Source organism: Bradyrhizobium sp. CCBAU 45394 (genome assembly GCF_028128655.1).
Taxonomy (GTDB): Bacteria; Pseudomonadota; Alphaproteobacteria; order Rhizobiales; family Xanthobacteraceae; genus Bradyrhizobium; species Bradyrhizobium diazoefficiens.
The window spans coordinates 161,701-185,885 of record NZ_LBIX01000008.1 but is presented as its reverse complement, the minus strand read 5'-3'; the positions used below and the strand labels follow the sequence as shown (position 1 = coordinate 185,885).

The following is a 24,185-nucleotide window of genomic DNA, read 5'->3' as shown; positions in this document are numbered from 1 at the left end:
GGTGCACAGCACCGAACTATGGTGCGCAATTGCGCACCTGAGAATCTCGAGATTCCGGGTCTGGTCCTTCGGACCATCCCGGAATGACGGCGTGTATCAGATCAAATACTGCTTCGTGATGATTTCGCCCAGCCTGGAATTGTCCGCGATGAATTCCTGAATGAATTCATGCACGCCATGCTGGAAAATGTCGTTCATATTGCTGTGTTCGAGCCGGTTGCGGATGCCGCGGGCGTGGCGCTGGGCGGGGCCCTGGCGGCCATAGGCGACGCCGATCTGGTCGAGATTGCGCACGAGATTGCCGTAGCAGCTGGCCAGCGAACGCGGCAGCGTGTCGTTGAGGATGAGCAGGTCCGCAATCAACCAGGGCTTCAGCGTCTCGCGATAGACCCAGTGATAGGCGGTCAGCGCCGAGACCGAGCGCAGGATCGAGCTCCACTGATAGAAGTCGAGCGGGCCGCCGACATGCTCTTCCTCGGGCAACAGCACGTGGTACTTCACGTCGAGAATGCGCGCGGTGTTGTCGGCGCGTTCCAGATGCACGCCCATCCGCGAGAACCAGTAGGCGTCGTTGCGCAGCATGGTCCGGTAGGCCGAACCGTCGAAGCGCAGCGAAGTCTCCTGTACGAAGCGCAGGAATTTTGCGAGGTCCTCGCGCGTCGAGGTGCCCTTGCTCCAGACCTCCTGCAATTCGATCCAGGCCGAGTTGATGGTGTCCCACATCTCGCTGGTGAGCGCGGTGCGCACCGAGCGCGAGTTCAGCCGCGCCGCCTCGATGCAGTTCCTGATCGAGGACGGATTGTTCGGCGAGAACGAGAGGTATTCGACGACGTTGTGCTCGTTGGCTTCCTCATAGGTCTGATAGAAGCTTGCGGCGACGCCGGCGGTCAGCAGCGCCGAGTCCCATTCGTTGGTCTTGCCGATATAGGCAGCGGGAAGCGCGGTGACGCGCAGCGTCGCATCGATGGTGCGCGCGAGATACTCGGCCCGTTCGACGTAGCGGGCGAGCCAGTAGAGGTTTTCGGCGGTACGCGACAGCATCTGACTACTCGTCCAAAATCCAGGTGTCTTTGGTGCCGCCGCCCTGGCTCGAATTCACCACCAGGGAGCCTTCCTTCAGCGCGACGCGTGTGAGTCCGCCCGGCACGATCGTAGTGCTCTTGCTGCCGGTCAGCACGAACGGCCGCAAGTCGACATGGCGCGGAGCAAGGCCGGTGGCCGTACAAGTCGGGCAGGTCGAGAGCGCCAGCGTCGGCTGCGCGATGAAGCCTTCCGGCTCGCGCTTGAGCTTCTCGCGGAACGCTTCGATGGTCGCTTTCGTTGCGGCGGGGCCGATCAGCATGCCGTAGCCGCCGGAGCCGTGCACTTCCTTGACGACGAGCTCGCTCAGATTGTCCAGCACATAGGCGAGGTCCTTCGGCTCGCGGCAGCGCCAGGTCGGCACATTCTTCAGGATCGGCTCCTCGCCGAGATAGAACTTCACGATGTCAGGCATGTAGGAGTAGATCGCCTTGTCGTCGGCGATGCCGGTACCGACCGCATTGGCGAGGGTGATGTTGCCGGCCGCGTAGGCCGACATCAGCCCGGGCACGCCGAGCACGGAATCGGGGCGGAAGGTGAGGGGGTCGATGAAGTCATCGTCGACGCGGCGATAAATCACGTCGACCCGTTTCAGCCCCTCGGTCGTCCGCATGAACACTTCGTTGTTCTTGATGATGAGGTCGCGGCCCTCGACCAGCTCGATGCCAAGCTTGTCGGCAAGGAACGAGTGCTCGTAATAGGCGGAGTTGTAGACGCCCGGCGTGAGCAGGGCGACCGTCGGCTCGCCCGAAGCGCCTTGCGGCGCGACCGAACGCAAGGCCGCGAGCAGTTCGTCCGGATAGCGCTCGACCGGCGCCACCCGGTGGCGGGCGAACAGATCCGGAAACAGCCGCATCATGATCTCGCGGTTTTCCAGCATGTAGGACACGCCCGAGGGCGTGCGCGCATTGTCCTCCAGCACGATGAAGTCTTCGGCGTCGACCCGGACGATGTCGATGCCGGCGATGTGCACGTAGACGTCGTGCGGCACCTGCTGGCCGTTCATCTCGGGGCGGAAGACCGGGTTCTGGAAGATCAGATCGTCGGGCACGACCTCGGCGCGGAGGATGTCGCGGCCGTGATAGATGTCGCGCAGGAACATGTTGAGCGCGCGGACGCGCTGCTTCAGGCCCTTCTCCAGCAGCGCCCATTCCTTGCCCGACATGATCCGCGGGATCACGTCGAAGGGGATGAGGCGCTCGGTCGACTCGGATTCGCCGTAGACGGCGAAGGTGATGCCGATCCGGCGGAACAGGAGCTCAGCTTCCTGGCGGCGATATTCGAGCGCCTCGGGAGGCGTCTCCTTGAGCCAGCGAGCCAGCTCCTGATAGGCGGGGCGAAGGTCCCCGCCGGGAATGTTCATTTCATCAAACGCGACTGCCATAGATCCCGACTTGTCCCCGCAAGGCGTTGCGCCATTGGACAGGTCGTCAGGCCTTGGTGAAGACCGCAACGTCCTGGCCATGCGGCAAGAGTGCATGACTTTCAGGTGGTAGCAAGGGGCGGGCCAGCGCGATAAGCATGGACTGGCAGCATTTACCGGGGATGGCCGGCGGCTTGCCTGAAAAAATGGCTGAGGACTGCTTATTTCGGCAGCAAAACCGCGTGACTTCAACGCGTTACCTCGGCAAAGTCGGCGCTACAGGTGAGGGACTTAAGGCATGAGCGAGATCGTCACGGCGGGCATTCTGGTCATTGGGGACGAAATCCTGTCCGGCCGGACCAAGGACAAGAATATCGGCTTCATTGCCGAATACCTGACCAATATCGGCATCGACCTGAAGGAAGTCCGGGTCGTCTCCGACGACGAGGACGACATCATCGCCGCATTGAATGCACTGCGGCATCGCTACACCTATGTCTTCACCACCGGCGGGATCGGGCCGACCCATGACGACATCACCGCCGACAGCGTCGCCAAGGCGTTCGGCGTCGGCATCGACCATCACCCGGAGGTGGTCGCCCGTTTCCGCGAGCGCTGGAGCGAGCAGGATCTCAACGAGGCCCGCCTGCGCATGGCCCGCATCCCCGACGGTGCCGAGCTGATCCAGAGCGCGACCATCCTCGCGCCCGGCTTCAAGATTGGCAATGTCATCGTGATGGCGGGCGTGCCCTCGATCATGCAGGCGATGATGGACATCGTCTCGCCCAAGCTGAAATCGGGCGTGCGCATGCTCTCCGAATCGGTCCGCGCCAATGCGCGGGAAGGTGACATCGGCAGCCCGCTGCGGGCGATCGCCGCCGCTCATCCCGACACCATCATCGGCAGCTATCCCTTCATGGACGAGGACTCGAAGCCGAACACCAATCTGGTGGTGCGTTCGCGGGATGCGGATAAGCTCGCCGCAGCCATGGCCGCGGTGAAGGAAATGCTGGCAGGATTGAACATCACCCGGTAGCAGAAAGGCCGCCGGACGACGATTTGCAGGAGAGGATGATGGGCGGTGAAGCACCGGAACTGAGCGCGCAGGAGCGGGCAGGCAAGGCCTTTCCGGTCTCATGGGACCAGTTTCACCGGGACTGCCGGGCGCTGACCTGGCGGCTCAACGAGGTCGGTCCGTTCCACGCGGTGATCGCGATTACCCGCGGCGGCCTGGTGCCGGCCGCGATCGTGGCCCGCGAGCTCGGCGTGCGCGTGATCGACACGGTCTGCATCGCCAGCTACGACCACAACAAGCAGGGCGAGCTTCAGGTCCTCAAGGGCATCTCGGAAGCTGCGATGAAACTCGGAGGCGGCACCGGCAAGGGGCTCCTGATCGTCGACGACCTCGTCGACACCGGCAAGACAGGCAAGCTGGTGCGCGAGATGCTGCCCGATGCGCATTTCGCCACGGTCTACGCCAAGCCGAAGGGGCGCCCGCTGGTCGACACCTACATCACGGAGGTGTCGCAGGACACCTGGATCTTCTTCCCCTGGGACACCGCGCTGTCCTATCACCCGCCGCTCCGCGACGGGGCGGCGTGAGGGACGGAGTCATTCCGGGGCGATGCAAGGCATCGAACTATGGTGCGCAATTGCGCACCAGGGAATCTCGAGATTCCGGGTTCGGTCCTGCGGACCGCCCCGGAATGACGTCAGTTTAACGGGCGTGCACCCATGCCCCTGCAAAATCGCGTCACGCCGACCGGCGAGATCATCGCCACCCCGCATCGCGGAATGTTCACCGGCAATCGCGGCATCATCCACGATCCCGCGACGAAGACGCTTCTGAAGAAGCGCTGGTCGTCGCCGGCCTGGATTACTTGCCTCTGCGAATTCCGCGGCTGGCGGCGCCCGGTGATGGCGCGCCGGAGCTGGACCGAGCTGTTCTTCCTCGACGAAGCCACCTCGTTTGCCGCGGGCCATCGGCCGTGTTTCTTCTGTCGCCGCGACGATGCCAGGCGCTTTCGCAGAGCGTGGGAAGCGGGGAATGCTGCAAGCGACGTCAGCGCGAAGGCGATCGACGCCGCGCTGCATCGCGAGCGCCTTGATCGCGGCAGGAAGCGGCTGCACGCGCTGCCGATGCCGCTGGCAGAATTGCCCGACGGCGCGATGGTGCAGCAGGGCGAAGAGAGTTTTCTGGTGGCGCGGGGCAGGGCGCTGTTGTGGTCGCCGGCAGGCTATGCGGCAGTTAACCGCGAGCTCGCCGATGCAAAGCTGCTGACGCCGCCTTCTACGCTGCGCGCAATCGTCGCCGGCTATCGGCCTGCGTTGCATCCGACAGCGCGCAGCTAGCGCAGCGGCTTACCGTCATCATCCCAGCTTCTCGCGCGCCATTGCGGCACCTGCGCCGAGCGCCATCAGCTTGGCTTCGGCGATCTCGCGCCGCATCGGCGCCATGCCGCAATTGGTGGTGGCGATGATGTTGCTCTTGGGCACGAATTTCGACACCGCGTCGATCACCTTCACGACGTCCTCGGCGGTCTCCACCGTGTCGCTGGCGACGTCGATCACGCCGGCCTGCACGATCTTGGTCTTGAGCAGCGCCAGCAGGTCGAGCGGCACCTTGGAATTGCGGCACTCGATCGCGACCTGCTGGATCGGGCTCGCGTCGATCGCGGGGAAGATCTGCTCGTACTGCCGCCACTGTGCGCCGAGCGTCTCCTTCCAGTCGGTGTTGGCCTTGATGCCGTAGCCGTAGCAGATGTGCACGGCGGTGGCGCAGGTCAGCCCCTGCGCGGCGCGCTCCAGCGCCTTGATGCCCCAGTCGTTGACCTCGTCCATGTAGACGTTGAAGGCAGGCTCGTCGAACTGTACGAGATCGACGCCGTCGGCCTGGAGTGCCTTGGCTTCCTCGTTGAGCAGCTCGGCGAACGCAAAGGCCATCTTGACGCGGTCGCCATAGTAGCGATCGGCAATCGTATCGATGATGGTCATCGGGCCGGGCAGGGTGAATTTCAGCTTCTTCTTCGTGTGCGTGCGCGCCACGCGCGCCTCAAAGGCATGGACGCGGCCCTTGAGCCGGAGCGGCGCGACCACCTGCGGCACCATCGCCTTGTAGCGGTCCTTGCGGATGCCCATCTCGACCTTGTGGGCGAAATCGATGCCGTCGATCTTCTCCAGGAAACCGTGCACGAAATGCTGGCGGGCCTGCTCACCCTCGGTGACGATGTCGATGCCGGCGTCCTCCTGGATCTTCAGCCAGATCAGTGTCGCGTCCCGCTTGGCGCGGAGCAGCTCATCGCCTTGCGACTTCCAGGGCGCCCAGAGCATGTTGGGCTCGGCGAGCCATTCGGGCTTCGGCAAGGAGCCGGCGATCGTGGTTGGAAACAGCATGGCGGCTCTCCCGGCAGGTTATGTTGCGCCTCTTCCTGCCATGTCTTAACGTCGAGGTACAGAACGACAAAAGTCGCTCTCTATTCCAGCGGCGACGACAGGGAAGGCGATGATCGAACTCTATTATGCGCCGACGCCGAACGGCTGGAAAATCTCGATCATGCTGGAGGAACTCGGGCTCCCCTATTGCGTGAAGCCCGTCAACATCCGCGCGGGCGAGCAGTTCAACCCCGAGTTTCTCGCGATCAGTCCGAACAACCGTATTCCCGCGATCGTCGATCACGAACCCGCCGATGGCGGCGCACCGTTCTCGGCCTTCGAGACCGGCGCGATCCTGATCTATCTGGCAGAGAAGACCGGCCGTTTCCTGGCCGGAGATTTGCGCGGCCGCTCCACCACCATCCAGTGGGTGATGTGGCAGATGGCGGGGCTCGGGCCCATGCTCGGCCAGCACGGCCATTTCGCGCTCTATGCGGCCGAGAAGATCCCTTACGCGATCGAGCGCTACCGCGACGAGGCGGCGCGGCTCTACGGCGTGCTGGACCGGCAGCTCGGCAAGACCGGCGCCTATGTCGCCGGCGACTATTCCATCGCCGACATCGCCTGCTTCCCCTGGACCATGACCCACAAGGCGCAGGGCTTTACGTTAGAGGACTATCCGAACGTGAAGCGATGGTACGCCGAGGTCCGTGCCAGGCCGCCGGTGCAGGCGGGGCTCGCGATCGGCAAGTTCGTGAAAGAGCCGTTCGACGAGGAATCACGCAAGATCATGTTCGGCCAGCGTGCGAAGGAAGTGTTGGGAAAGAAGTAGGCTGCACCCGTCATCCGGGGTGGCGCGAAGCGCCGAGCTAAGGTGCGCAATTGCGCACCTGAGAATCCATCGGGCCGCAATAAAACTGGTGGAATGGATTCCGGGTTCGCGCCCAAGAGGGCGCGCCCCGGAATGACAAGAGCAAAGGAAACGCCATGATCGAATTCTTCTTCGACTGTTCCAGCCCCTGGACCTATCTCGCCTTTCACAACATCCAGCCGCTGGCCAAGGAGCTCGGCGTGGACATCGCCTGGCGGCCGATCCTGGTCGGCGGCATCTTCAACACGGTCAACCCGAGCGTCTACGCGCAGCGGGAGAAGCCGGTGCCGCTGAAGGCGCGCTACATGAAGAAGGATCTCCAGGATTGGGCGCGCTCGGCCGGCCTGTCGATCAAGATGCCGCCGACGGTGTTTCCGGTGAACAGCGTCAAGGCGATGCGCGGCTGCATCTGGCTGGGTCGGGATATGGTGCCGTTCGCGACCGCCGTGTTCGAAACCTATTGGAGCGGCGACAAGGACATCTCGCAGGACACGGTGCTCGCCGAGATCTGCAGGACGTTTGGCATCGATGAGCAGAAATTCTTTGCAGGCATTTCGGAGCAGGGGATCAAGGACCAGCTCAAGGCCAACACCGAAGAGGTCGTCGCGCGCGGCGGCTTCGGCTCGCCGACGATCTTCGTCGATAAGACCGACATGTATTTCGGCAATGACCGCCTGCCGCTGATCCGCGAGGCGCTCAAGCGCCGCAGGGCGAGCGCGGCCTGATGGTGCGCGCTGTCGTCTGCCGCGAGTTCGGCGCGCCCGAAAGCTTGCTGCTGGAAGAGTTTCCCTCGCGTGCCCTGAAGCCGGGCGAAGTGCGCGTCGCGATCCGCGCCGCCGGGCTGAATTTTCCTGACGTGCTGATGGCGGCCGGCGAATATCAGCTCAAGCCGGAGCTGCCGTTTACGCCCGGCATGGAGGCCGCCGGCGACGTGACCGAAGTGGGCGCGGAGGCGAGGGGCGTTGCCGTCGGCGACAAGGTGATCGTGAAGATGCGCCACGGTGCTTTCACCGATGAAGCGGTCGTCGCGCCGTCGCAGCTCACGCCGATGCCGTCCACCTTCGATTACGCGGAGGCTGCGACCTATCTCGCCGGCCACGGCACTGCCTATCACGCGCTGATCGACCGCGGCCGCGTCGAGCCCGGCGAAGTGCTGCTCGTGCATGGCGCCGGTGGCGGCGTAGGCCTTGCCGCCGTCGAGATCGGCAAGATGCTGGGCGCGACCGTGATCGCGACCGCCTCCAGCGACGAGAAGCTTGCCATTGCGAAATCGCGCGGCGCCGATCATCTCGTGCGTTACGACCGCGAGCCGTTTCGCGATGCGGTCAAGCGCATCACCGACGGCCGCGGCGCCGATGTGGTGTTCGATCCCGTCGGCGGCGAGGTGTTCGAGAATTCGATGCGCTGCATCGCCTGGGGCGCGCGGCTGCTGGTGATCGGTTTTACGGGTGGCATCGGCTCGGCCAAGACCAATCTGCTGCTGATCAAGGGCGCCAGTGTACTCGGCGTGCGCGCCGGAGAGGCCGTGCGGAAAAATCCGGCGCTGGGCGAGGTGCGCCTGAAGGCGCTGCTTCAGTGGGCGGAGGAAGGCAAGCTGCGCCCCAACGTCTCGCACCGCCTGCCGCTTGGGGATTACGCGAAGGCGATGCGGTTGCTGATCGACCGCAAGGCGATCGGTCGCGTGGCGCTGGTGATGGAGTGATCTCTATCACCGTCATTCCGGGGCGCCCGAAGGGCGAACCCGGAATCTCGAGATCCTCAGGTGCGCAATTGCGCACCATAGTTCGATGCTTCGCATCGCCCCGGGATGACGCTTCGCGTCACTTGTACTCCCGCTCCGTCCACCACGGGAAATAATCCGGCATGTCGCTGGACACCTTGTTCTTGAACTGCGCCGGACGCTTCTCCAGGAACGACACCACGCCCTCCTTGACGTCGTCCGAGCGGCCGCGGGCGTAGATGCCGCGGCTGTCGACCTTGTGGGCTTCCATCGGATCGTCCGCACCCATCATGCGCCACATCATCTGCCGGATCAGCGCCACCGACACCGGCGCGGTTTTCGCCGCGAATTCCTTGGCGAGCGCGCGGGCGGTCGGCAAGAGATCATCCGGCGGCACCACCTTGCTGACGAGACGCCCCGCAAGCGCTTCCTGCGCCGGGAAGACGCGGCCCGAATAGCACCATTCCAGCGCCTGCGAGATGCCGACGATGCGCGGCAGGAACCAGCTCGAGGCGGCCTCGGGCACGATGCCGCGCTGGGAGAACACGAAGCCGAAGCGGGCGGCGTCGGAGGCAATGCGGATGTCCATCGCGAGCTGCATGGTGACGCCGATGCCGACGGCAGGGCCGTTCACCGCGGCAATCACGGGCTTGAGGCATTTGAAAATACGCAAGGTCACCTGGCCGCCGCCGTCGCGCACCTGCGGATCGCTGTAATCGACCTTGCCGTCGGCGAGGCGCTTGACGGGACCGCGCCGCGCGTCGCGATCAAACGTGTCGGCCCCGGAAGAGAGGTCCGCGCCTGCGCAAAAACCACGGCCGGAGCCGGTGACGATGATGGCGCGGACGTTGTCGTCCTTGTCGGCGGCATCGAACGCGTCGATCAGCTCTGCTTGCATCTGCGCGTTGAAGGCGTTGAGCTTGTCGGGCCGGTTCAGCGTGATGGTGAGGATCTGCTCGGCGACCTCGTATTTGATCGTCTCATACGCCATGGGTTATTTCCTTCCTTTGTTTCTTATTCTCTCTGTAGCACGTCATTCCGGGGCGCGCCTCTTGGCGCGAGCCCGGAATCCATACTCACGATGGTGGTTATGGATTCCGGGCTCGTCGCTTCGCGACGCCCCACAATGACGGAGGATATTCAGCGTGCCGGCGGCTTCGGCCAGGGCCGCTGCGGGCCGCGCAAGCCCTCGAAGGCCTTGGCCATGCCGAGCACGCCGATGTCGTCGAAGCGGCGGCCGACGATCTGCACGCCGATGGGAAAGCCGTTGGCGTCGAAACCGCCGTTGAGGGAGACCGCAGGGTTCTCCGACATATTCCACGGCACGGTATAGGCGATGTGCTCGAACGGCCTCATGGGATCGTTGGTCGGCGACGCCCAGTCGGCCGGATAGTTCACGTTCGGTGCGGTCGGCGAGATCACGTAGTCGAGCTCGCAGAACAGCTTTGACGCCACGGCGCGGATCGCCATGGTCTGGTTGAAGCCGCGGATGACATCCACACCCGAGAGCTTTGCGCCGGATGCGCCCCATTTGAAGATGTAGGGCAGCACCTTTGCCTGCTCGGCCGGCGTCAGCTTGGACAGATCGTCCCACATCCGCGCGCGCCAGAAATTGTCGAGGCCGTCGAGCATCTCGCGGGTCAAAATGCCGTCGACCTCGGTGACGACGCTGCCTGCGGATTCGAACGCCTTTGCGGCTTTCACGGCAACGTCACGGACCGGCCGTTCTGCCGGCAGCCCGACGCCGGCATCGAGCATCAGGCCGATCCGCAATTTGCGCGGAGACTTCTCCGGCCCTTTCCAGTTGAGGGGTTCGGCGGGCAGGCTCATGCCGTCGCGCCGGTCGGGCTTTGCGATCGCGCTCATCATCAGCGCGCAATCGTCAACCGTGCGGGTCATGGGGCCGGCGACGCGTCCGACATAGGTGGGGTCGATCGGTACGCGGCCGAAGCTCGGCTTCAATCCGACGAGGCCGCACCAGCCCGCGGGCAGGCGCACCGAGCCGCCGATATCGGTGCCGAGATGCAGGGGGCCGTAGCCGGCCGCCGCGGCGGCGCCTGCACCGGCGCTGGAGCCGCCGGGGTTCTTGCTGAGGTCCCAGGGGTTGCGCGCGAGCGCGTGGAAGCTGGAGAGCCCGGAGGACAGCATGCCGTAATCGGGCATGGTGGTCTTGGCGAAGATGATCGCGCCGGCCTCGCGCAGCCGCGCGGCGGGCGGGGCGTCCTTCTCGGCCGGCACGAGCTTGACGCTGGCCGCCCCCAGCGGCACCGGCACGCCCTTGGTCGCGATGTTGTCCTTTACCGTGACAGGCACGCCGTCGAGCGGGCCGGACGGCTCGCCGCCGGTCCAGCGCGCGGTCGAGGCCTTTGCGGCCTCGCGCGCGCCGTCGGGGTCGAACGCATAGAGTGCCCTAAGGTGCGGCTCCCACGCCGCGACGTGCGTGAGCACGTCCTCCAGCACCTCGCTCGGCGAGAATTGCTTGGCGCGATAGCCCGCGATCAGATCGACCGCGGACAGATCGTGCAGCGAGGTGACCGCCTCTTCGACGCTCTTTTTGTGCATTGCTAAACGACCGGCATGCGCGTTTCGATGATGCGGGCGAACATGCTGGCGCCGATCGGCAGGATCTTGTCGTCGAGCACAAAACCGGGATTGTGCACCGGCACCGAGCCGTCATGGCCGACCCAGAAATAGGCGCCGGGAATGGTCTCCAGCATGTCGGCAAAATCCTCGCTGCCCATCTTCGGCTGGGTGCGGGTGATCACCTTGGCGGGGTCGACGACGGTGCGCGCCACCTCCTCGACCACCTTGGACTGCTCGACCTGGTTGACCAGCACGTTGAAGGTGTCGCGGATGTCGACGTCGATCGCGCACTGATACGCGGCCGCGATGCCGGCGCAGATGGTGCGGATGCGTTCGCTGACCAGGGTGCGGACTTCTTTCGAGAAGGTGCGGATGGTGCCGCAAAGATGCGCGTCGCCGGGGATGACGTTGTAGGCGGAGCCCGCATGGATCTGGGTGATCGACACCACCGCAGCCTGCAGCGGCTCGACGTTGCGGCTGACGATGGTCTGGATCGCCTGCGCCAGCGTGGTCGCGATGATCACCGCGTCCTTGGAGCGTTCGGGCATTGCGCCATGCGCGCCATAGCCGGTGATGCGGAGGTCGAAGAAGTCGGCGCTGGCCATCGCCGGACCGGGCAGGATCGCGATCTCGCCGTGGTTGAGGTCGGGCGCGTTGTGCAGGCCGTAGAGCTCGTCGCACGGAAACTTCTCGAACAGCCCGTCCTTGATCATCGCGCGGGCGCCGCCGAGGCCTTCCTCGGCCGGCTGGAAGATCAGGTGCACGGTGCCGTCGAAGTTCCTGGTCTCGGCGAGATAGCGCGCGGTGCCGAGCAGCATGGTGGTGTGGCCGTCATGGCCGCAGCCGTGGAAGCGGCCGGGGATTTTCGAGCTCCATTTCAGATTGGTGTTCTCTTCCATCGGCAGCGCGTCCATGTCGGCGCGCAGGCCGATGCGCTTGCCGCTCGACCCCTTGCCCTTGATGACGCCGATCACGCCGGTGCCGCCGAGGCCGCGATGCACCTCGATGCCCCAGCCCTTCAGCTTGTCCGCAACGATGCCGGAAGTGCGCACTTCCTCGAAGCCGATCTCGGGATGGGCGTGGAGGTCGCGCCTGATAGCGGTGAGTTCGTCGGCATAGCCGTCGATGCGGTCGATCGTGGGCATGTGTCCTGTCCGGTTAGCGTGAAGGGGGATCGAAAACGGGGCCGTTCGGCTTGATGCGAATGCCCGGGCGCAGCTTCGTCCAGGGCAGGGAGGCGGTATCGGCCGGCATCGCGCCGGGGGCGGCGCAGATCATCAGCTGTTCCGCGATCGGCTCGAAATCGGCGCGGAAGTGCACCGAGCTCTTGTTGACCAGGATCTTCTGTTCGGTCGGCTCGATGCCGACATAGCGGTACATCGCCTGATCGGCGAGCTGCGCCTTGTGCGAGGAGACGACGACACGAACGTCGCCGATGCGCAGGGCCGCGGAAGGACCCATCTCCATCTCGCGGCCGCCGTAATAGGGGCCGGGCGCGATGAAGCGGCCGTCGGACAATTTTTCGACGACGAAGGTCTCGCGATAGGGCTCGTCGCCTGGAATGCCGGACTTGCCGCCGAGCGACAGCGTCACCGTGGCGCCGACACCGGCCGCATGGGCGGCCTTGGCCGATTCCGGATCGTAGATCGCGCCGGTCGCGGCGCTGGCCTTGTTGCGCACCAGCGCGCGCAGCATGCCGGTGGTGTCGGAATCGCCGCCGGCGCCGGGATTGTCCTGGGTGTCGGCGATGATGATCGGCTTGCTGGCGCCCTTCGCGAGCTCCATCGCATGGCGCACGCCGTCGTCGGGCGACCAGATCTTGCCGTCGAAATCGTCCTCGTGGCTTTCGATCAGCTTGACGATCGCATCCGCGGCGCGATCGGCGTCGGCTTGCGTCTTGCCATAGGCGAACACGCTGGGCCCGCAATCGCGGAAGTCGGCGGCGGGGAAGCCCGGCGCGAAGGACAGCGTCGGAACCCCGTCGCTCTCGAGCGCGGCGAGCTTCTCGTAGATGCCCTTGGTCGGCTGGTCGTTGGTGCACTGCCAGCTGATCGGGATCAGGAACGGCAGTTGCCGGAAGGCTTTCGCAAAGCGCTGCTTGGTCTTCAACAGCAGCGCGAGATGTCGCGCCGAGGCGCGGCCGGTCTCGGCCATGTCGACATGCGGATAGGTGCGGTAGGCGATCAGCGCGTCGGCATGCCCGATCATCGCGGGCGTGACGTTGGCGTGAAGATCGAGGCTTGTGACGAGCGGAACATCCTCGCCGATGACGCGGCGTACCCGTGCCAGGATTTCGCCTTCGCCGTCGTCGAGATGCTCCGTCACCATCGCGCCGTGCAGGTCGAGATAGACGGCGTCGATCGGGCCCGAGGCTGCGATGCCGTCAACCATCACCCTCACGATGCGCTCGAACGCATCCTTGGTGACATGTGCGGAGGGGCTCGCGCCGCAGGCGATGGTCGGAATGAGTTCCCAGCCGTTGGCTTCGGCGCTGTCGACGAAACCGGCGAGTCCGACATTGATGCGGCGCATCACCTTCAGCACGTCGGCACCTTCAGTCATCGCCGGCCAGCCGCCGCCATGCTGGAAGTCCGCGAATGTCGCCTTGGTCGGGGCGAAGGTGTTGGTCTCGTGCAGGAAGCCGCCGACGGCGATACGTGTCATCAATTCAAGTCCAGTCGATTGAAAGTGCGCGCGCTAGCCTTCGACGTTAGCCTTGCCCTTGCGGCGAGAGCAAGGTGAGAAGCAATCGCGCCGTGCATAGGGTCAGATCGTTTTGGGAATGCTGCTCCGCAGTCATTCCGGGGCGCGCCACTTGGCGCGAGCCCGGAATCCATCATGCGACAGAGTCTGCGGCCTGATGGATTCCGGGCTCATCGCTTCGCGATGCCCCGGAATGACGAGGAGAGAGTGGAGTTACGCCGTCGCCACCAAGCCCTCCGACACCGGCCGGAAGTTCGCAAAGTCCCAGCCGCGGCCGGGGGCTGCCTCCAGCAGGGCCCTGGTGTAGGCCTCCTTCGGATGCGTCAGCACTTCGGCGGCGGGGCCCTGTTCGACGACGCGGCCGTGCTGCATCACCACGACCTCGTCGCAGATTTGCGCTGCGACGCGGAGATCGTGGGTGATGAACAGGATCGCGATGCCGAGCCGCTTCTGGATCTCGTCGAGCAGTTCCAGCACCTGGGCCTGCACCGAGACGTCGAGCGCGGAGACCGCTTCGTCCGCGACCAGCACGTCCGGATCGAGCGCGAGCGCTCGCGCAATCGCGATGCGCTGGCGCTGGCCGCCGGAGAACTGGTGCGGATAGCGTGACACGGCATCGGCGGGCAGGCCGACCAGCTCGAGCAGCTCGCGGGCGCGCTTCATCGCGTCGGCATGCGCGACGCCGTAATTGATCGGGCCTTCCGCGATGCTCTCGCCCACCGTGATGCGCGGGTTGAGCGAGCGATAGGGATCCTGGAACACGATCTGGATCTTCTGCCGGTGCGGCTGGAGCAGGCGACGCGAGATGTCGGAGATCTCGCGACCGGACAGGCGCACGCCGCCGGAGGTCGGGTCGATCAGGCGCACGATGCAGCGTGCCACCGTGGACTTGCCCGAGCCGCTCTCGCCGACGATGCCGAGCGTACGGCCCTTGCGCAGCGTCAGCGTCACCTTGTCGGCGGCGACGACCTCGCGGCCTTTGCCGAAGAAGGCGCGCTCCTTATAGACCTTGCTGAGGTCGTTGGCCTCCAGCACCACCGGTTCCTTGGTCTCGGGCCGCGCCGCGCGCGGCACGAGGCTCGGCACCGCCGAGAGCAGGTTGCGGGTGTATTCCATGGTCGGATTGCGCAGCACGGCGTCGAGCTGACCGGTCTCGACGAGGCGACCCTGCCGCATCACGGCGACACGGTCGGCGATTTCCGCCACCACGCCCATGTCGTGGGTGATGAACAGCACGGCCGTGCCGTGATCGCGCTGGAGGTCGCGGATCAGGGTCAGGATCTGTTTCTGCGTGGTGACGTCGAGTGCGGTAGTCGGCTCGTCGGCAATGAGCAGCTTCGGCTCGAGCACCAGCGCCATCGCGATCATGATGCGCTGGCGCTGGCCGCCGGAGAGGCGGTGCGGGTAGGAGGCGAAGATGCGCTCGACCTGGGGCAGGCGCACCTGCTCCATCATGTCGAGGATGCGCTTCTTTCGTGCCCTGGCATCGAGATTGGTGTGCGCGCGCAGCACTTCGTCGATCTGCCGGCCGACCGGCACGACCGGATTGAGCGCGGTCATTGGCTCCTGGAAGATCATCGCCATCTGCGTCGCGCGGAGCTGGCGCAGCCGGCGGTCGGTCGCGGTGAGCAGCTCTTCGCCGACCAGCTTGACGCTGCCGGCGGTGGGCACCAGCGTGCCCTTCGGCAGCAGGCCCATCGTGGTCAGCGAGGTCACCGACTTGCCCGAGCCGCTTTCGCCGACGAGACACAGCGTCTCGCGTTCGCGCACCTGGATCGAGATGCCATCGATGATGTTCGCCGCCTTCGGCTTCTTGCCGACGGAAACGACGAGGTTGTTGATGTCGAGGATGGTGTTGGTCATGCAATGTCTCCACCGTCGTTCCGGGGCGCGCGCAAGCGCGAACCCGGAACCTCGAGATTCTCAGATGCGCAACTGCGCACCATAGTTCGGTGCTTCGCACCGCCCCGGAATGACGGAATCAATGGTTTCACTTCCCCTCCCGCTGCTTCATGCGGGGATCGAGGGCGTCGCGGGCGGCGTCGCCAATCAGATTGATGCTGAGAATGGCGATCGAGAGCAGGAGGCCCGGCCAGAAGATCAGCGACGGCTTGATCTGGAAGTACTGGCGGCCCTCGGCCATGATGTTGCCCCAGGTCGGTGTCTCCGGGGAGATGCCGGCGCCGAGGAAGGAGAGGATCGCCTCGGTGAGGATCGCGGAGGCGCATACGTAACTGCCCTGCACGATCAGGGGCGCGATCGTGTTCGGCATCAAGTGCCGCCACATGATCTTCGGCAGGGATGAGCCGACCGAGATCGCCGCTTCAACATAGGGTTCCTCGCGCGCCGACAGCACGACCGAGCGCACCAGGCGCGCCACGCGCGGAACTTCGGGGATCGTGATCGCGATCAGCACGGTCCAGATGCTGGCACCGGACAGCGACACCACGGCGATCGCGAGCAGGATGCTCGGCATCGCCATCAGGCCGTCCATGACCCGCATCAGGACGGAATCGATCAGCTTGAAGAAGCCGGAGACGAGGCCGATCGCCAGCCCGATGACGATCGACAGGATCGCCGAGCCGACACCGATCAGAAGCGAGATGCGGCCGCCATAGATGACGCGCGACAGCAGGTCGCGTCCGTAGGCGTCGGTGCCGAGCAGGAATTGCGCCGAGGTCGGCTTCAATCGTTGCGACGGCGCGAGCTGGATCGGATCGTGCGGCGCGATCAGCGGCGCCAGAATCGAGATCAGCACGATCAGCGCTAGCAGGACCGTCGCCGTGGCGATGATCGGCGTCGAGGTGAGGAATCCGAAGCGCGGCCGCAGCGGCGACGTGATCGGAATGGACGACTGGGGAAGGGTATCGACCGACATTTTTGTCCTTATCCTTGCCTCAGTACCGGATCCGGGGATCGAGCAGGGTGTAGGCGACGTCGATGAGAAGATTGACGACGACATAGATCAGCGAGGTCAGCAGGATCATCGCCTGGATCACCGGATAGTCGCGCGCCAGCACCGCATCCACGGTGAGGCGGCCGATGCCGGGGATGTTGAACACGCTCTCGGTGACGACGACGCCGGAGATCAGAAGCGCAAAGCCGGTGCCGATGACGGTGATCACGGGCACGGCGGCGTTGCGCAGCGCATGGCGCATCATCACGGCGACTTCATTGATGCCCTTGGCGCGCGCGGTGCGGACATAGTCCTCGCCGAGCACGTCGAGCATCGCCGCGCGCGTCATGCGCGCGATCAGCGCGATGTAGATGAAGGAGAGCGCGCAGGTCGGCAGAATCATGCGCTCGAAGAACGGACCGAAGCCGTTCGAGATGCTCTTGAAGCCCTGCACCGGCACCCAGCGCAGGTCGATCGCGAAGACCTCGATCAGGACATAGCCGACCACGAACACCGGGACCGAGAAGCCGAGCACCGAGAGACCCATCACGAAACGGTCGATCCAGGTGCCGTGCTTCCACGCCGCGATCACCCCCAGGGGGACCGCGACGATGACGGCGAGGATGATGGTCGACAGCGCGATCGAGATCGACGGCTCGACGCGCTGGCCGATCATCTTCATCACCGGCAGGTTGGAGATCAGCGACGTCCCGAGATCGCCGTGCAGCAGCTTGTTCACCCAGGTGATGAACTGCACGATCAGGGGCTCGTTGAGGCCGAGTGAGGTCCGGATGCGCTCCAGCCGTTCCAGCGTCGCGTTGTCGCCGGCGAGGATCGCGGCGGGATCGCCGGGGGTGAGGCGGAGCAGGAGGAAGACGAACAGCGCGACGACGCCCATCACGGGCACGGCGGCGAAGATTCGGCGAAGGAGATATCCGAGCAAGTTGAATCCGTCAGATTAGAGTCAAATCGGCGGCAGCGGTCGTTGCCTGTTCTGCCATCAGCCTAACATTTGAGCAATTCCCGTGCCATCAGGGCCACAGGTTTTGCAGTGCGGCCAGTTATTTTCTTGCGGCGTCATTCCGGGGCGATACGCCAGCATCGAAGAATCTCGAGATTCCGGGTTCGCGTCTTTCGACGCGCCCCCGAATGACGATCTAATCACTCCAGCGTGGCCAGCAGTCCTGCCATCAGGCGGCCGCGTTCGACCAGGCTCTCGACTTCGATATACTCTTCGAGCGTGTGGACATTGCCGCCGCGCACGCCCAGGCCGTCGAGCGTCGGGATGCCCATCGCGCCGGTAAAGTTGCCGTCCGAGCCGCCGCCCGAGCTCGCATGCGGCAGCTCGGCGCCGAGCGATCTGGCGATGTCGCGCGCCTTTTCGTACAGCGCCATGGTGCCGGCATGGGGTTCCCACACGGGCCGGGTGACGCCACGCGTCACCTTGAACGCAACATCATTGGTTGTGCCTGACAGCGCCAGCATCCGCTCGACGCCGCGATCGAGATCGGCCTGGCGCTTGGCCATCGAAAGCGCTTCGCCGGTGGCGATCGTAGCAACGCAATTAACCCATTGTCCGCCATGCACGACGCCGACCGAGAAGGTGCAGTCCTCCGTCGTCATCGCATCGATGGCGAGGATTTGCCGCGCCATCTCGCGAATCGCCGAGCGGCCCGCCGACAATGTCGAGCCGGCGTGGCTCGGCCGGCCGGTCGCCTCGAGATTGAATCGCGCGATCGCGTAACGTCCGGTGGTGACGCCGTTGTCGGCACGGCCGGGCTCGGGCACCAGCACGTATTTGTTGCGCGCAGCCTCGGCCTCGATGATGTCGCGTGTCGAGGGCGTGCCGACCTCCTCGTCCGGCGTGAACAGCACGGTGATCGGCAGCGGCGTGGTGAAGGAGGCGCGCGCCAGCTGCCGGATCGCTTCCAGCGAGAGATAGTTGCCGCCCTTCATGTCGCAGATGCCGGGGCCGTAGCACTTGCTGCCCTCACGCCGCCATTTCAGCTTCTCGATGGTGCCGACCGGGTGGACGGTATCCATGTGTCCGGCGATCAGGATGCCGGGCTCGCCCTGCTTCGGATGGGGAAAGCGCGCACGGATCACGCCGCCAAAGCCCTGGCGGCCGGCGATGCGTTCGATCGTCGCACCCATGATTGCCATATCCCGCGCTGCGATATCGAGCATGCGGTTCACGGCGCCCGCGTCCCAGGTCGGGCTTTCGCATTCCACCCATCCGCGCAGGCCCTCGAGCATCGCCTCGGAATCGAAGGGAAGATTGGCTGGATTCATCGTAATGTCTCTCAAGCTTCGAAAGATGGAACGCGCATTGCATCGGCGCGGGGCAGGACAAGCGGAGAGCGTTGTAGAGCCAAACCGATCTTTGGGGAGCCCGTGCGCGCGCCGCCTGGGCCTGCAGCGAAACCGGATTGACGCGCTCGGCACTGTCTGCAAGTCTCGAAAAGATAAAGGCATTGCATGAGGTTAGTTCGCCCAAAGAACGAACCGAATGCCCAACCAATAACCTGCCTTTGAACAGTTTCACGTCAGGAGAAACTTTTTATGTTCCACTTCATGCGCCGGGCGCCTCGCGCGTTCGCCTCCAAACTTGCGCTGTCGGTCGTCGCGCTCTCGACCGCGCTGGCCTCGCCAGTGCTTGCAGCCGGCAAGACCCTCACCGCGGTAATGCATTCCGATCTGCGCATCATCGATCCGATCTTCACCACGGCCTATATCACGCGTGACCACGGCTACATGGTCTACGACACGCTGGTGGCCACCGATTCGAACTTCAAGATCCAGCCGCAGATGGCGGACTGGAAGATCTCCGACGACAAGCTCACCTACACCTTCACGCTGCGCGACGGCCTGAAGTGGCATGACGGTGCGCCGGTGACCGCGGAAGACTGCGTTGCCTCGCTGAAGCGCTGGGGCGCGGTCGACGGCATGGGCCAGAAGCTCATGGACTTCACCGCGAGCCTCGAGGCGACCGACGCCAAGACCATCACGTTGAAGCTGAAGGAGCCCTACGGCCTCGTGCTCGACTCCATCGGCAAGCCGTCCTCGCGCGTTGCCTTCATGATGCCGAAGCGCCTCGCCGAGACGCCGCCGGACAAGCAGATCCCCGAGCAGATCGGCTCGGGCCCGTTCAAGTTCGTGCAGTCGGAATTCCAGCCCGGCGTGAAGGCTGTCTACGTCAAGAACACCGATTACGTGCCGCGCAAGGAGCCGGCGAGCTGGACCTCCGGCGGCAAGGTGGTGAAGGTCGACCGCGTCGAGTGGATCACGATGCCGGACTCGCAGACCGCGGTGAACGCGCTGCAGTCGGGCGACATCGACTTCGTGGAGAACCTTCCGTACGACATGCTGCCGGTGCTGGAAGCGAACAAGGAGATCACGATCGAGGTCTCGAACAAGTTCGGCTTCCAGACGCTCGGCCGGATGAACTTCCTGTATCCGCCGTTCGACAACGTGAAGGTGCGCCGTGCTGCCTTTCTGGCGATGAACCAGAAGGACGTTCTCGATGCGCTCGTCGGCAACGCCAAATATCAGAAGGTCTGCGGCGCGTTCTTCGTGTGCGATACCCCGCTCGCGACCGACGTCGGCGCCGAGACCCTGGTGAAGGGCAATGGCATGGCGGAAGCCAAGAAGGCGCTCGCCGAGTCCGGCTATGACGGCACTCCGGTCGTGGTGATGGCGCCCGGCGACGTCACGACGCTCAAGGCGCAGCCGATCGTTGCGGCCCAGTTGCTGCGCGAGGCCGGCTTCAAGGTCGACCTGCAAGCGACCGATTGGCAGACGGTGGTGAGCCGCCGCGCCAGCCAGAAGCCTCCGAAGGAGGGCGGCTGGAACATGTTCTTCACCAACTGGGTCGCGGCCGACGTCTCCAACCCGATCGCCAATCTCTCGATCGGCGGCCAGGGCAAGAAGGGCGGCTGGTTCGGCTGGGCGGAAGACCCCAAGATCGAGCAGCTCAAGGATGCTTTCGTCCGCGCGCCGTCGGTCGACGAGCAGAAGAAGATCGCCGCCGACATCCAGAAAGAAGCCTATGAGCAGGTGATCTACGTTCCGCTGGGGCAGTATCTGCTGCCGAGCGGCTGGCGCAAATCGCTGAGCGGTGTGCTCGACGGCCCCGCAACGCCCCTGTTCTGGAACGTCGACAAGTCGGAGTAGGCGGGCGGGTCCTTCCGCCTTTCGTCCGGATCATCACGCGGCGCCGCTGTCACCAGCGGCGCCGTTGTCGTTTGCCGGCTCGAGACGACCGTGGAGCCTTTAACTCTTCCAGTTTCCAATCATTGCTATTTGTTTCCAACCTGAAATAGATGTGCCGTCTTCGCGCATCACTTTCCGTGTCCCAATTGATTCCTGTGCCAGTCGATTTTGCATTCCAGGCGATGGCCGAACGGTCCGATCGCGCGCCGGCGCGATGGCGCCGGCCCTTCCTGCGCTGGCTCGACGGCGTCGAAGCGGGCTGGGCCGTGCCGCTTCTCATCGCCTGCTTCGTTGCGATCTGGACGCTCTATCTGGCCATCGCCTATGCCGGCGGCGGCCTGCACCCCGATACGCTCGAGGCCTGGACGCTCGGACGGAACTTTGCCTGGGGCTATCACAAGCATCCGCCGTTGATGGGGTGGGTCGCGGCGGCATGGACCTTCGTCTTTCCGCTCAGTGACGGGTCGCTGCAACTGTTGGCGATGGCCAATGCCGGGCTTGCGCTGTTCTTCGTCGATCTGATCTCGCGGCAGTTCGTGACCGGGCACAAGCGCGTCCTGGTGCTGCTGCTGTTGATGCTGACGCCGGCCTATCAATTCCACGCCCAGCGCTTCAACGCCAATGCGGTGCTGCTCGCGACCTGGCCGCTGGCGACCTGGTGCTTCCTGCGCGCATTCGAGACGCGCGGCAAGCTGTGGGCGGTCGCTGTGGGATGCACGACGGCGCTCGCGATGGTCAGCAAATATTATTCGATCTTTCTCGTCGCGAGCTTCGCCTTTGCCGCGCTGGCGCATCCGGCACGGCGCGCCTATTTCACCTCGGCTTCGCCCTGGATCTCGGTCGCCGTCGGGCTCGCGGCGCTGTCGCCGCACCTCTACTGGCTCGCGACGACGGGCGCGTCGGCCTTCACCTATGCGCTGGCTCACGCCAACGGCAGCGCTGTGAGCTCGCTCGGTGAGGCGAAGAATTTCCTGTTGGGGTTGGTTGCGGCCATGAGCGTGTCGGCCGTGCTCTGGATGCTCATCGCCGGCACGCGGCTGAAGCAGTTTCCGGCCGACTTCATGGCAATGAGTCCGGGCCTGCGGCTTCTCTTCTACATTGCGATCGGCACGATCGTGCTGCCGGTCCTGACGTCGCTGGTGGTGGGGACGGATCTGCCGTCGCTGTGGGCGTTGCAGGGGCTGTTCCTGTTCGTCATTCTCGTGGTCTGCGGCACGCGCTATCCGATCGAGCGGTTCTACACCGTCAACCTCGCGGTGACCGCGGCCGGCGTCGCGCTCGCCGCCGTCCTGGTCGCGGCCCCGATCCATGCCGTCTATCGCAACAATCACGGCTACGAAGAGGGCCGGAACTTCTACGCGCAGGCGGCCGGCGAATTGACGCGCGAGTGGCGCGAGCTGACCGGCGAGCCGCTGAGCGCCGTGAGCGGCGATGATGCGCTGGCTTTTGCGGCGGCATTCTATAGCCCCGATCATCCCTATTATGCACGGCCGCTCGCGTATCAATACACTTGGGGTTTGCCGCGCAAGAGGACGCTGGATCGCGGCTGGGCCGCGCTCTGTTTCCGCGGCCAGGACTATTGCAACCGTTGGATGGAACGGGTGTCCTCGGGCGCCGGACAGTTCGTCAGGCGTGAATTCACCGTGCAGGCCACGCTGTGGGGCCGGCCCGGTCTCACGCGGGAGGTGGTCGTGCTGATGGTGCCGCCGCGCGGAAGCAGCGCCGCGCCCGAGAGCAGCGCAAATGATTTCAGTGCGAGCCGGCGTCCGACGGAATAGGCTGCGCGCTCAGCAATGGCTGTCGCGCAGCCGCTCGAGGCCTTCGCTTGCGAAAGGCGCGTTGAACGCAGCCTGCTCGGCGTTTGGCTCGGAACGCCCCGTATCAGGCCGATCCGGGGTGGGGTCTTCGCGGTGTTCCGGTTCCATGGCGGCGGCCTCTCGAATTGCTGCACTACAACATCGATGCCGGCCGGAAGTTCCTCATGCGGTGGGGCGATGATGCGGCTTGAACAGCCGGCCCTTCTCCACCACCAGCACGATCGCGAGCGCAGCCAGCGTCGACAGGAAGAAGCCGACCGAGAACGGCAGCAGCGTGCCGTCAAAGCTCTGCCCGATCGCCATGCCGACCGCGATGCCGATCAGCGTCGTGATCGAGCCGTAGAGCGAGGAGGCGGTACCGGCGATATGGCCCTGCGGCTCCATGGCGAGCGCGGTGAAGTTGGCGACCATCATGCCGAACGAGAACATCATCAGCGCCGACAGTGCCATGAACAGGGCAAGCGGCAGCATGTTCAGGATTTCGGTGACCAGCATGACGCTGGCGACCACGGCATAGAGCGTCAGGGCGCCGTGCGAGATCACGCGCATGCCGAGCCGCCCGACCAGCCTCGCATTGAGGAAGCCGGCAATGGCGGTGCCGGCCGCGATCGCAGCGAAGGCGAGCGGGAAGTAGTGGCCGAGGTGATAGACGCCGGTGAAGACCTGTTGGGCCGAGAACACATAGGCGAAGAGTGCGCCGATGACGCTGCCGGCGGCCGTCGCATAGCCGATGGTCTGGCGATTGGTCAGGGTCTGCCGGAACGCCGAGAGCACGTCGGCGGGCGCCAGCGACCTGCGTTCTGACTGAGGGAGGGTTTCGGGCAGCCGCAGCACGGACCATGCGAGCGCGAGCAGGCCGTACAGCATCAGCACGACGAAGATGCCGCGCCATTGCGTGACGAGCAGCACCGCCTGTCCGAACGACGGCGCGATCACGGGCACCGCGATGAACACCATCATGGCAAGCGACATCACGCTCGCCATGCGGCGGCCCACATAGCAGTCGCGTACGATCGAGGTCGCGATCACGCGCGTTGCCGAGGTGCCGAGCCCTTGCAGCGCGCGTGCCAGCAGCAGCGTCTCGAACGAGGGCGCGGCAACCGCCAGCACGCTCGCCACCGCATAGACCGCCATGCCGCCGAGCAACACCGGGCGACGGCCGAAACGGTCCGACAACGGACCCATGACGAACTGACCCACGCCGAAGCCGATCAGGAAGGTCGACAGCACGAGCTGGAGATGGTTGGCGACGGGAATCTTGAAGGCGGTCCCGATATTGGGCAGCGCCGGCAGCATCATGTCCATCGCAAGCGGATTCAGCGCCATGATGGACGCGATCACGATGACGAATTCGGGAAAACCCATGGGCCGGTGTCCCGAGGACACCCAGCTGTCGGCATTGACGTCGGACAAGAAGCTCACCTCTGATTGGAAGGCTTTATGTATTGTCCATGCTGCGGCGCACAACCCATGTTTTGAGATGGCTGTCAGGCGGAGCGGGAGCGGACAAGGCTTGGTGAGGCCCGCCGTCGCTCCGGGACAGGTCGGCTGGGGCGCGAGCGCCGTTG

The 24,185-nt window shown here is 64.9% G+C and carries 20 protein-coding genes; 8 read left to right on the top strand and 12 right to left on the bottom strand.

Annotation, left to right across the window (positions count from 1 at the left end):
* Positions 1 to 96: 96 nt before the first annotated feature.
* Both WN73_RS05120 and WN73_RS05115 read right to left on the bottom strand, forming a co-directional pair.
* The gene (locus WN73_RS05120) at positions 97 to 1,041 is read right to left on the bottom strand and encodes an alpha-E domain-containing protein (RefSeq protein WP_011088359.1); all 945 of its coding nucleotides are present in this window, start codon (positions 1,039 to 1,041) and stop codon (positions 97 to 99) included.
* A 4-nt stretch (positions 1,042 to 1,045) separates the two neighbouring features.
* Entirely contained in the window at positions 1,046 to 2,464 is a 1,419-nt protein-coding gene (locus WN73_RS05115) for a circularly permuted type 2 ATP-grasp protein (RefSeq protein ID WP_028175426.1), read from the bottom strand.
* Positions 2,465 to 2,741: 277 nt separating this feature from the next.
* Here WN73_RS05115 and WN73_RS05110 point away from each other — a divergent pair, with 277 nt between their 5' ends.
* From WN73_RS05110 to WN73_RS05100, 3 genes are all read left to right on the top strand, one after another.
* The gene (locus tag WN73_RS05110; protein WP_011088357.1) at positions 2,742 to 3,479 is read left to right on the top strand and encodes a competence/damage-inducible protein A; all 738 of its coding nucleotides are present in this window, start codon (positions 2,742 to 2,744) and stop codon (positions 3,477 to 3,479) included.
* Positions 3,480 to 3,517: 38 nt separating this feature from the next.
* Positions 3,518 to 4,045: a xanthine phosphoribosyltransferase gene (gene gpt, locus WN73_RS05105; RefSeq protein ID WP_028175425.1), complete on the top strand. Its 528-nt coding sequence runs from the start codon at positions 3,518 to 3,520 to the stop codon at positions 4,043 to 4,045.
* 132 nt (positions 4,046 to 4,177) lie between these two features.
* Complete coding sequence (locus WN73_RS05100; RefSeq protein ID WP_028175424.1) at positions 4,178 to 4,795, top strand: hypothetical protein; 618 nt, start codon at positions 4,178 to 4,180, stop codon at positions 4,793 to 4,795.
* Positions 4,796 to 4,813: 18 nt separating this feature from the next.
* On the opposite strand, the gene WN73_RS05095 is transcribed toward WN73_RS05100, so the two are convergent.
* Positions 4,814 to 5,836 carry a methionine synthase gene (locus WN73_RS05095; RefSeq protein ID WP_011088354.1) on the bottom strand — a complete coding sequence of 341 codons (1,023 nt, stop codon included), beginning with the start codon at positions 5,834 to 5,836 and terminating at the stop codon, positions 4,814 to 4,816.
* Positions 5,837 to 5,945: 109 nt separating this feature from the next.
* Here WN73_RS05095 and WN73_RS05090 point away from each other — a divergent pair, with 109 nt between their 5' ends.
* The 3 genes from WN73_RS05090 (at position 5,946) to WN73_RS05080 (ending at position 8,388) form a co-directional block, all read left to right on the top strand.
* The gene (locus WN73_RS05090) at positions 5,946 to 6,647 is read left to right on the top strand and encodes a glutathione binding-like protein (protein ID WP_028175423.1); all 702 of its coding nucleotides are present in this window, start codon (positions 5,946 to 5,948) and stop codon (positions 6,645 to 6,647) included.
* 155 nt (positions 6,648 to 6,802) lie between these two features.
* The gene (locus WN73_RS05085; RefSeq protein ID WP_028175422.1) at positions 6,803 to 7,411 is read left to right on the top strand and encodes a 2-hydroxychromene-2-carboxylate isomerase; all 609 of its coding nucleotides are present in this window, start codon (positions 6,803 to 6,805) and stop codon (positions 7,409 to 7,411) included.
* Positions 7,411 to 8,388, top strand: coding sequence for an NADPH:quinone oxidoreductase family protein (locus WN73_RS05080; protein WP_028175421.1), 978 nt, complete (start codon positions 7,411 to 7,413; stop codon positions 8,386 to 8,388). Before WN73_RS05085 ends, WN73_RS05080 begins: the two co-directional genes overlap by 1 nt.
* Positions 8,389 to 8,506: 118 nt before the next feature.
* On the opposite strand, the gene WN73_RS05075 is transcribed toward WN73_RS05080, so the two are convergent.
* The 8 genes from WN73_RS05075 to WN73_RS05040 form a co-directional block, all read right to left on the bottom strand.
* On the bottom strand, positions 8,507 to 9,397 hold the full coding sequence (locus WN73_RS05075; protein ID WP_011088350.1) for a crotonase/enoyl-CoA hydratase family protein: 891 nt from the start codon (positions 9,395 to 9,397) through the stop codon (positions 8,507 to 8,509).
* A gap of 149 nt (positions 9,398 to 9,546) precedes the next feature.
* Positions 9,547 to 10,968, bottom strand: coding sequence for an amidase (locus WN73_RS05070; protein WP_028175420.1), 1,422 nt, complete (start codon positions 10,966 to 10,968; stop codon positions 9,547 to 9,549).
* A gap of 2 nt (positions 10,969 to 10,970) precedes the next feature.
* Positions 10,971 to 12,134 carry a M20 aminoacylase family protein gene (locus WN73_RS05065; protein ID WP_011088348.1) on the bottom strand — a complete coding sequence of 388 codons (1,164 nt, stop codon included), beginning with the start codon at positions 12,132 to 12,134 and terminating at the stop codon, positions 10,971 to 10,973.
* Between the two features lie 13 nt (positions 12,135 to 12,147).
* The gene (locus WN73_RS05060; protein WP_028175419.1) at positions 12,148 to 13,653 is read right to left on the bottom strand and encodes a M81 family metallopeptidase; all 1,506 of its coding nucleotides are present in this window, start codon (positions 13,651 to 13,653) and stop codon (positions 12,148 to 12,150) included.
* Positions 13,654 to 13,905: 252 nt separating this feature from the next.
* Positions 13,906 to 15,555, bottom strand: coding sequence for an ABC transporter ATP-binding protein (locus WN73_RS05055; protein WP_028175418.1), 1,650 nt, complete (start codon positions 15,553 to 15,555; stop codon positions 13,906 to 13,908).
* A gap of 127 nt (positions 15,556 to 15,682) precedes the next feature.
* Positions 15,683 to 16,570 (bottom strand): ABC transporter permease, encoded by an 888-nt coding sequence (locus WN73_RS05050; RefSeq protein ID WP_028175417.1) that lies wholly within the window; start codon positions 16,568 to 16,570, stop codon positions 15,683 to 15,685.
* Positions 16,571 to 16,589: 19 nt separating this feature from the next.
* Complete coding sequence (locus tag WN73_RS05045; protein WP_271551893.1) at positions 16,590 to 17,531, bottom strand: ABC transporter permease; 942 nt, start codon at positions 17,529 to 17,531, stop codon at positions 16,590 to 16,592.
* Positions 17,532 to 17,749: 218 nt separating this feature from the next.
* Positions 17,750 to 18,880, bottom strand: coding sequence for a M20/M25/M40 family metallo-hydrolase (locus tag WN73_RS05040; protein ID WP_028175415.1), 1,131 nt, complete (start codon positions 18,878 to 18,880; stop codon positions 17,750 to 17,752).
* Positions 18,881 to 19,150: 270 nt separating this feature from the next.
* Between WN73_RS05040 and WN73_RS05035 the strand changes: the two genes are divergently transcribed.
* Together WN73_RS05035 and WN73_RS05030 are read left to right on the top strand one after the other, a co-directional pair.
* Entirely contained in the window at positions 19,151 to 20,761 is a 1,611-nt protein-coding gene (locus WN73_RS05035; protein WP_028175414.1) for an ABC transporter substrate-binding protein, read from the top strand.
* Between the two features lie 221 nt (positions 20,762 to 20,982).
* Entirely contained in the window at positions 20,983 to 22,578 is a 1,596-nt protein-coding gene (locus WN73_RS05030; RefSeq protein ID WP_333937944.1) for a glycosyltransferase family 39 protein, read from the top strand.
* A 201-nt stretch (positions 22,579 to 22,779) separates the two neighbouring features.
* Here the strand turns inward: WN73_RS05030 and WN73_RS05025 are convergent, their stop codons facing one another.
* Positions 22,780 to 24,030 (bottom strand): multidrug effflux MFS transporter, encoded by a 1,251-nt coding sequence (locus tag WN73_RS05025; RefSeq protein WP_028175412.1) that lies wholly within the window; start codon positions 24,028 to 24,030, stop codon positions 22,780 to 22,782.
* Positions 24,031 to 24,185 lie beyond the last annotated feature (155 nt).

Excerpts from the sequence above, each read along its gene's own strand:
- WN73_RS05120 (WP_011088359.1), bottom strand. The coding sequence starts at position 1,041 with ATGCTGTCGCGTACCGCCGAAAACCTCTACTGGCTCGCCCGCTACGTC.
- WN73_RS05115 (WP_028175426.1), bottom strand. The coding sequence starts at position 2,464 with ATGGCAGTCGCGTTTGATGAAATGAACATTCCCGGCGGGGACCTTCGC.
- WN73_RS05110 (WP_011088357.1), top strand. The coding sequence starts at position 2,742 with ATGAGCGAGATCGTCACGGCGGGCATTCTGGTCATTGGGGACGAAATC.
- gpt (WP_028175425.1), top strand. The coding sequence starts at position 3,518 with ATGGGCGGTGAAGCACCGGAACTGAGCGCGCAGGAGCGGGCAGGCAAG.
- WN73_RS05100 (WP_028175424.1), top strand. The coding sequence starts at position 4,178 with ATGCCCCTGCAAAATCGCGTCACGCCGACCGGCGAGATCATCGCCACC.
- WN73_RS05095 (WP_011088354.1), bottom strand. The coding sequence starts at position 5,836 with ATGCTGTTTCCAACCACGATCGCCGGCTCCTTGCCGAAGCCCGAATGG.
- WN73_RS05090 (WP_028175423.1), top strand. The coding sequence starts at position 5,946 with ATGATCGAACTCTATTATGCGCCGACGCCGAACGGCTGGAAAATCTCG.
- WN73_RS05085 (WP_028175422.1), top strand. The coding sequence starts at position 6,803 with ATGATCGAATTCTTCTTCGACTGTTCCAGCCCCTGGACCTATCTCGCC.
- WN73_RS05080 (WP_028175421.1), top strand. The coding sequence starts at position 7,411 with ATGGTGCGCGCTGTCGTCTGCCGCGAGTTCGGCGCGCCCGAAAGCTTG.
- WN73_RS05075 (WP_011088350.1), bottom strand. The coding sequence starts at position 9,397 with ATGGCGTATGAGACGATCAAATACGAGGTCGCCGAGCAGATCCTCACC.
- WN73_RS05070 (WP_028175420.1), bottom strand. The coding sequence starts at position 10,968 with ATGCACAAAAAGAGCGTCGAAGAGGCGGTCACCTCGCTGCACGATCTG.
- WN73_RS05065 (WP_011088348.1), bottom strand. The coding sequence starts at position 12,134 with ATGCCCACGATCGACCGCATCGACGGCTATGCCGACGAACTCACCGCT.
- WN73_RS05060 (WP_028175419.1), bottom strand. The coding sequence starts at position 13,653 with ATGACACGTATCGCCGTCGGCGGCTTCCTGCACGAGACCAACACCTTC.
- WN73_RS05055 (WP_028175418.1), bottom strand. The coding sequence starts at position 15,555 with ATGACCAACACCATCCTCGACATCAACAACCTCGTCGTTTCCGTCGGC.
- WN73_RS05050 (WP_028175417.1), bottom strand. The coding sequence starts at position 16,570 with ATGTCGGTCGATACCCTTCCCCAGTCGTCCATTCCGATCACGTCGCCG.
- WN73_RS05040 (WP_028175415.1), bottom strand. The coding sequence starts at position 18,880 with ATGAATCCAGCCAATCTTCCCTTCGATTCCGAGGCGATGCTCGAGGGC.
- WN73_RS05035 (WP_028175414.1), top strand. The coding sequence starts at position 19,151 with ATGTTCCACTTCATGCGCCGGGCGCCTCGCGCGTTCGCCTCCAAACTT.
- WN73_RS05030 (WP_333937944.1), top strand. The coding sequence starts at position 20,983 with ATGGCCGAACGGTCCGATCGCGCGCCGGCGCGATGGCGCCGGCCCTTC.